At 48.0% G+C, this 7756-nt stretch carries 2 protein-coding genes; one reads left to right on the top strand and one right to left on the bottom strand.

Annotation, left to right across the window (positions count from 1 at the left end):
• Nucleotides 1-385, bottom strand: a 385-nt coding sequence (locus tag JGK20_RS31150) for a DUF3110 domain-containing protein (RefSeq protein ID WP_293182710.1), incomplete at its 3' end; no start/stop codon positions are given.
• A 409-nt stretch (nt 386-794) separates the two neighbouring features.
• Here JGK20_RS31150 and JGK20_RS31145 point away from each other — a divergent pair.
• Nucleotides 795-7439, top strand: a complete 6645-nt coding sequence (locus JGK20_RS31145; protein WP_293233368.1) for a translocation/assembly module TamB — start codon at nt 795-797, stop codon at nt 7437-7439.
• Nucleotides 7440-7756 lie beyond the last annotated feature (317 nt).

Below are 7756 nucleotides of genomic sequence, written 5' to 3'. Positions count from 1 at the left end.
ACAAAAGTCCTTCGAGTCGGCGGCGCATAGAATCCAGTTCGTCTTGAGAAACCTCAGAATCCGACTCCGGCTGTGACTCCGGTTCCGACTGCCCCTCTGCCTGCCACTGAGTCTGTGTTACATTGTCTTCTGGCGGAATCGCTAGTGCGCCCGCCGGCACAAGTTCCCAATCATAATCAACACTGTCGCAGAACTCCTTAATTTCCTCATCGTCGATCGCCTCGACAGCGGGTTCGGGAAAATCCTGAGCTTCCAACATCACGCCAAAGCGTGTGGCGTCGTCTTCTGACTCAAACATCAGAACTTTGTTGCGATCGCCGAGTTGAATGGTGTGAATTCCCTCATTCTCGGTGCGGGCATTGAAGAGTAAGACGAACACTCGCATAAGTTTTAAAGACCTTCTTAACCACCGTTTTTTTATCTTAGAAGCGATCGGGCGATTTTAGATTTTAGATTTTAGATTGACTCTCGGTGGTAGGAGGTGTGGCGATTTTAGATTAAGTTTGGTAAAGATTTCTGGAGTCTGTGCGACATGGGAGGGGGTGAATATTGAAGTTTGATTGTACGATCGGCACTTCCAAGGTCAGTTCTGAGTCTAGCAAAGACAGAAAGCCTTCGTCAGAATCCCAGATTTTTTCAGCTCTACGGCATTTAAATTGTATATTTCACTTCTCGACCAAAACTCGTCAAATCCTCTCCCTGTCCCTCTCTCCCTCTCCCCCTCTCTCCCTCTCCGTCTCTCAAACCGGCTGATTTCCTCAATTCCTGAATTCTCACAACCTTGAGAAATAAGCATGACTAACTCGGACGATGACAAAAAACAACTCGCACCCCGTTCTGGGCGCCACTGGTGGCGTATCTTGCTGCTTAGCGGTACGGGAGTGGGCATTCTCGGCTTGGTTGGGGCGGTAGCCGCACGGGAGTGGGTGCAGAAAAAGTTAGCTCCTTTGGTGGCATCTGAGGTCAGTCAGACACTGAAGCGGCCAGTGCAAATCGGACGTTTGGAGCGATTTTCTCCGATCGGGTTGCGGTTTGGTCGATCGACTGTACCTGCAACTGCGATCGATCCAGATTACGCTTCCACAGAAGCAGTGGAAGTGAAATTTTCAATTTGGCCGCTGCTGTTTAGCCGCACTCTCAAATTAGATATTACCTTAGTTAAACCTAGCGCTTATATCGAACAGGATGCAGAAGGCCGCTGGGTTGATATTCCCACCCAGGACAAAAAACCTGCGGGTTTATTTAAAACGGAAATTGAAGCAATTCGAGTTGAAAATGCCGGTGCAGTTTTAGTGCCTAGTCCCGAAGTCGGACAGAAAACTTCGGCGCCGATTTCGGTAACTCTCAAAAATGGCAGCGCTTTGTTTCGCGAGCAAAATCAGCGCGTTCTCTACGAACTTAACGGTCAGTTTACCAATAATGACAATTTTGCAGTCAAGGCTGATTCTCTGTTGCCTGCGGCTCAAACTAACGTGCTACTGCAATCGCAAAACTTACCTTTGTCCGACATCACTCGCTTGCTGAAAGTTTCCGGCATTTCTCTACAAAAAGGTCTGGCAAATAGCAATTTAACCGTGCAAGTGCGAGACAATAAATTATCTGGAATTACTGGAACAGCAAGTTTTGCCGGAGTGCAAGCAAGTATCAAACCGCTGAAACAGATTATCCAAAATGGTAGCGGTCAATTGCGGTTTCAGGGAACTAATTTAATTGTCGATACTCTCACAGGTAATTACGGTTTAATTCCCGTTCAAATAGCCGGAACAGTTGCGACTGGAGCTAATTTTAATACCGAACAAGCGAGTTTCAATCTGATAACTAACGTGCAACCGGTAGCTGTGGCAAGTGTTATTAGTGCGGTGGAGGCAGAGTTAGGGCAGAAAGTAGTATTGCCGATCGCAGTTGCCGGAGAAGTGAAGGCGGATGCTAAACTGACTGGAACCGTTGCAAATCCAGTGCTGACAGGTACGATCGCCTCGACAAAACCCGCTACAGTCGATCGCCTGCAATTAAACAATATTAGCACTAACTTTAAATTGGAACGCGGGAGAACAGCTCAAACTCCAACGCCGAATTCTCCACCGTCAACTGTGCCGTTGTCCTCTTTAGCTTTGACATTGAGCGATATATTAGTTGTGCCGGCGGCGGGCGGTAAAATTGGTGGCAAAGGTGAAGTCGATATAACGTTGGGAAGTGAGAATTCGCGATCGGGTTTGGTGTTCGATTTGCAAGCGGAAAATCTGCCCGGAGATGCGATCGCCCAAATTTACGCTCTCCCGATTCCCGCTGCTGTTAAAATTGGTAGTGTTACCGCCAAAGCTCAAGTTTTCGGGCCGTTAAATAATATCCAAGCTAGAGCTCAATGGCAAGCACCACAAGGGACTTTTCCGGCTAGTGGCGAAATTCGCGCCGGAGGTAATACGGCGGATTTGCAAAATACGGTTGTCAAAATTGGCGATGCTACGGTGAATGTGGATGCGGCGATCCAAGACCGTCAGTGGGAAGCTATAATCAAGGGCGATCGCGTGGCATTGAAAAGTTTGCAGCCACTAATTCCCGGACTTAATTTACCTCCTGAATTAGCTGGTTTGTTCAGCGGCACTGCCGAAGTTGCAGGAACTCTGGACGATTTGAGTTTAAATGGTATTTATGCTAGCGGCAAAGGAACGCTGAATGTTGCTGATAGTATTGTTGATGTTAATGGCAAACTGGAATCAGGCCGCTGGCAAGCTTCTGGCAAAACCGAAAAAGTTGCCATCAATCCCTTACTTGATATTGGGTTGCCATTTTTGGCGATCGCAAATTCTGCCAATCTCGACAATCTAAAATCCAAAATCCAAAATCTAAAATCTCTGGGCGGACAGCTAGCCGGAGAATTTCAAGCTGCGGGAAATGTTGACAATTTAACCGCTAGCGGCATCAATCTTAGCACCAACGGTAAACTCAATATTGCCGACAGCAGTGTCAATCTCAAAGGAGAATTGACAGACGGAAATTGGCAAGCAACCGCAGAAACAGATCGCACTTCCATCAGCCGTCTAGTAGATTTGACACTCCCGATTTTAGATGTGGCTTCCGCATTCAATCCCGAAAATCAACCAGATAGCAATCTAAGATCTAAAATCCAAAATCTAAAATCGATCGACGGCCAGTTATCGAGTCAATTTACAGCTTCTGGAAGTCTGGAAAATTTGACGGCTAGCGCAATTAATCTCAACGGTAGCGGCAAACTCAATCTGGGCGGCAACAATGTCAATTTCAAAGGAGAATTGGCAGCGGGAAATTGGCTCTTAACCGCAGAAACAGATCGCACTTCTATCAGCAGCCTGGTAAATTTAGGATTGCCGCTGTTAGATGTGGCTTCGGCATTCAATCCCGAAAAGCAAGAACAATATAGCAATCTAAAATCCAAAATTCAAAATCTAAAATCGCTTGACGGACAAATATCGAATCAAATTCAAGCGGCGGGAAGTCTTGACAAATCAAGCGTCGCCGATGTTTCTGTTAACAGCAGTGGCAAATTAAATATTGCCGACGGTACGGTTGATTTTAAGGGAAAATTAGATGCTGAACAATGGCAAGCTGTTGCGGATCTCGATCGAGTTATTCTCAGTCGCTTAGAAAAAACAGTCCGCAATCTCCAACTGTTTACTCTCACGGCGACTTTGCCTAAAGGATTTGACGGCAGAGTTAACGGCCAATACCAAGCAGCGGGAAGTTTGGATAATTTGACAGCTAAAGGAATTCGTGCTAGTGGGGAAGGACGGATTTTGGTCGATCGACTCGGGGCGATCGATACTACGGCAAAATTGGAAAACGGCAACTTAGAAGCATTGCTGCAAACCAACGGAGTTACAGTCAGCAATTTAGAACAAACCCTCAAACAAACAGGTTTGCTGACAACCAATTTACCGCGAGAAATTGCCGGAACCCTCGACGGCAAAATCAGAATAGTGGGAAATACAGATAATTTAACCGCCAACGGCATCACCGCCAACGGCGACGGACAAATTCGACTCGCCAACGGCGGCGGAGTTGTCAACGCCAAAGGTAGCGCACAATCCGGGAATTGGCGCGCGTCAATAGCAGGCGATCAAATTGCCCTAAGTCGCTTCCAGAAAGCCTTTGAAGCCCAGCGCCAAAGCTTGCAAGGCAGCGGTTTAGTCTCCCAAGCCCAAAATCTCCCCTTACTGCGGGGACTATTTAACGGGAATGTCAATTTATCCGGCCCGATTGCTGCTGCTTCCCCGCAAAATGTTCGCGCCGGCGGCAGTTTCCGCATCTCGGAATTGCCCTTTCTCAAACAACCTTTTGATGCAATATTTAACTGGGATGGCAAACGGATAGAAGTAGAAAAAGCTGCAACTCGCGGTTTGACAGCCAGCGGATTTGTCGGCGTTGAGTTAGCTGGGAAAGGATTACCGTCAATTTCCAATCTAGATTTGGATGTAAAACTCTCCAACTTTAACCTGGAAGCCTTGCCAGCAGAACAGTTGGCATTTTTGACACCCATGGGTGCCAAAAAGTCTTCAGAGAAAAATCAGCCTGTCCGCGGCAATGTCGATTTCACTGGCCGCCTCACCGGAACATTGGCCGCCCTGAGTTTAGTTGGCGACGTGGAAGTGCGGAATTTAGCAGTAAATCAAGTCGCTTTCGATCCTGTACTGGCGGGGAAAGTGACTGCAAGTTCCGATAAAAGTGTAGATTTGCGTTTGGCAGGCCCCCAAGACAAAATCGAAGTCGCTTTAAATCAGTCGTTTCTGCCGACATCATTCTTAGTTAAACGCGGGGAATCGATAGCCCGCGGCCAAGCTGAGGGCGAAACTTTGCGAGTTAATTTAAGCGATTTCCCCCTGGCTGCGTTGAATCTCTCACCGGGAGAAGAGGCAGGTTTGGGGCCGATAACCGGTACTGTTTCAGGACAAGTCAACGTACCCGGTTGGAAGATGCCGTTAAATCCAGCGACTTTGCAAGCCAACGGACAAATTGCGATCGCCCAACCGGCGATCGGCTACATTAAAGGTGACAGTTTCCAAGCCGAATTCAGCTATGCTAACGGCAGTGCCACTCTCACAAACGGCATCTTCCGCCAAGGTACCGGTCAATACTCCATTTCTGGCAATGTGAAAGCAGGCGCAAACCCCGAATTTGCCGGGAAAGTTAACATCCAGCAGGGGAATTTGCAGCAAGTTTTAGCAGCTTTGCGGTATTTCAATTTAGGAGATTTCGCGAGAGGCTTGAAACCTCCCGTTTACGGTAACAGCGGTGACGTGAAAACAGTCGCAGTCGGAGAACCGGAAGCGCCGTTAATCGAACAGTTGCGCCGCTTGGCAGAAATCGAAGTAATCTTGCAGCAGCAGCAAGCTGTGAAATCATCGGAAAAATTGCCTGCCTTATCTCAATTGCAGGGAACTTTTGGTGGCGAAATTGCAGTCGCAGGTTCTCTGCGAACAGGCGTGCAAGCTCAATTTAACGTCAAAGGCGATAATTGGCAGTGGGGAAAATATGTCGCCGAACAGTTCAGCATTGAGGGCAGTTTTCAGGACGGGATTTTAACCGTGTTGCCGCTGGAAATTCGATCGGGCAAAAGTGCGATCGGATTTTCGGGACAACTCGGACAGAAAGCTCAATCCGGGCAGTTGCGGATCGAAAACGTACCCGTAGAAGAGTTAGCAAAACTAATCGAATTACCCTTTGTAGACGTAACCGGAAACTTAAATTTGCGGGCAAACTTAGCCGGAAGTTTAGAAAATCCGCAAGCCACCGGCGAATTAAGTTTGGTGGACGGAACGCTAAACGGAGAACCGATTAAAAAAGCCGACAGCAGTTTCAGTTATAGCAACGCCCGCCTCAATTTTGGGGGCAGCGCTTTGGTAACTCAAACCGAACCAATTGAAGTGCAGGGAAGTTTGCCTTTCGAGTTACCCTTTGCTGCGGTAAAACCCGACAACAATCAAATAGATTTCAGGGCGAATTTGCAGAATGAAGGATTAGCAATTATTAATGTCTTAACTCCCCAACTTGCCTGGGTCAATGGCAAGGGACAGGTGCAAATTCGCGTCGGAGGGACGCTACAACAGCCTGTAGCGCAAGGAATTGCCAATTTTGAAAATGCAACCGTCCGGGCGCGGGCTTTCCCAGAACCGATTACAGGGCTAACTGGGGCGGTGCGCTTTGAGGGCGATCGTATTCGGGTAGAAGGAATTCGGGGACAATTGAGTAAAGGGGAAGTTGTAGCCCAGGGCGTGATTCCGCTGTCTGTCCCTTTTGCGGAGGGCGATGTCGATGCAGCGAATCCTTTGGCTGTCAATCTAGATAAATTGGGATTGAATCTCAGAGGATTGTACCGCGGCGGCGCAGTCGGTCAAGTCCAAGCAAGGGGAACAGCTTTGCGGCCGCAGTTGAGCGGTAAAATTGAACTGTACGACGGCGAAGTATTTCTCCCCAGCGCCGGAGGTGGCGGAACTCGGTTAGCTTCTTCCGATTCCCCTTCCACTACGACATCTTCCCCTACGACTCCGACTGAGGTTTCTACTTCTCCTGCGACTCCGACTTCGCCGACATCTTCCCCTTCCTTTGAAGTTGGATTAAACGATTTGGCGCTGAAATTAGGCCGAGGAGTGCGGGTAACGAGTGCGCCGATATTGAATTTTCAGGCGACAGGGGCTTTGACGGTGAATGGAACTTTAGACGATATTCGCCCTGCGGGTACGATTCGGTTGACTTCGGGTGCGGTGAATTTGTTTACCACGCAGTTTAAGCTTGATAAGGGATACCCACAAACAGCTACCTTTGTACCAACACAAGGACTCGATCCGACATTGGACGTGAGATTAGCAACATCGGTACAAGAAGTCTCGCGGTTTCGCACTCCAGGAACATCTGTCGCCTCTGAAATAGCCGATGAACCGACAAGTTTCGGCAGCGTGCGGAGTGTCCGAATTCAAGCATTAGTCAAGGGTAAAGCCTCCCAGTTGGCCGAAAATATCGAGTTGAGGAGTTCTCCAGGGCGATCGCAAACAGAGATTGTAGCGCTATTAGGCGGCAGTTTCGTGCAAACATTAGGACAGGGAGACAGTACACTGGCGATCGCCAATTTAGCCGGTGCCGGATTATTCAACAACCTGCAATCCGTAATTACCAACGCCACCGGATTGAGCGAATTTAGGTTATTTCCCACACGAATTAGAGGAAACGAAGGACAAACAGCCAGTTCCAGTTCAGGGGCCGCATCCGGTGCAGGTTCCCTCGGTATAGGCTTAGAAGTCGGGGCCGATATCACGCGCAATCTTTCAGCATCAATCATTCGAGTATTATCAGCAAATCAGCCAACAGAATTCAACGTGCGGTATCGTTTAAACGACAAAATATTGCTCAGAGGTTCAACCAATTTCCAAGGAGACAATCGCGTCACCGCCGAATACGAATTAAGATTTTAGTCATTAGTCATTAGTCAACAGTCAACAGTCATTAGTCATTAGTCAGCAGTCATTAGTCATTAGTCATAGTGCTGTCCCCGCTCGCTTTCCAACAGTCATTAGTCATAGTGCTGTCCCCGCTCGCTTTCCAACAGTCATTAGTCAACAGTCATTAGTTTGTAGATGCCCACTGCACTTAGTCTTAAGTTTTACACCCAATTACCAATTACCAATTACCAATTACCAATTCCCAATTCCCAATTCCCAATTCCCAATTCCCAATTCCCAATTCCCAATTCCCAATTCCCAATTCCCAATTCCCAATTCCCAATTCCCAA

Source organism: Microcoleus sp. PH2017_05_CCC_O_A (genome assembly GCF_020738785.1).
Classification (GTDB): domain Bacteria; phylum Cyanobacteriota; class Cyanobacteriia; order Cyanobacteriales; family Microcoleaceae; genus Microcoleus.
Note: the sequence above shows the minus strand (reverse complement) of the source record. Positions and strands in the feature narration are given on the sequence as shown.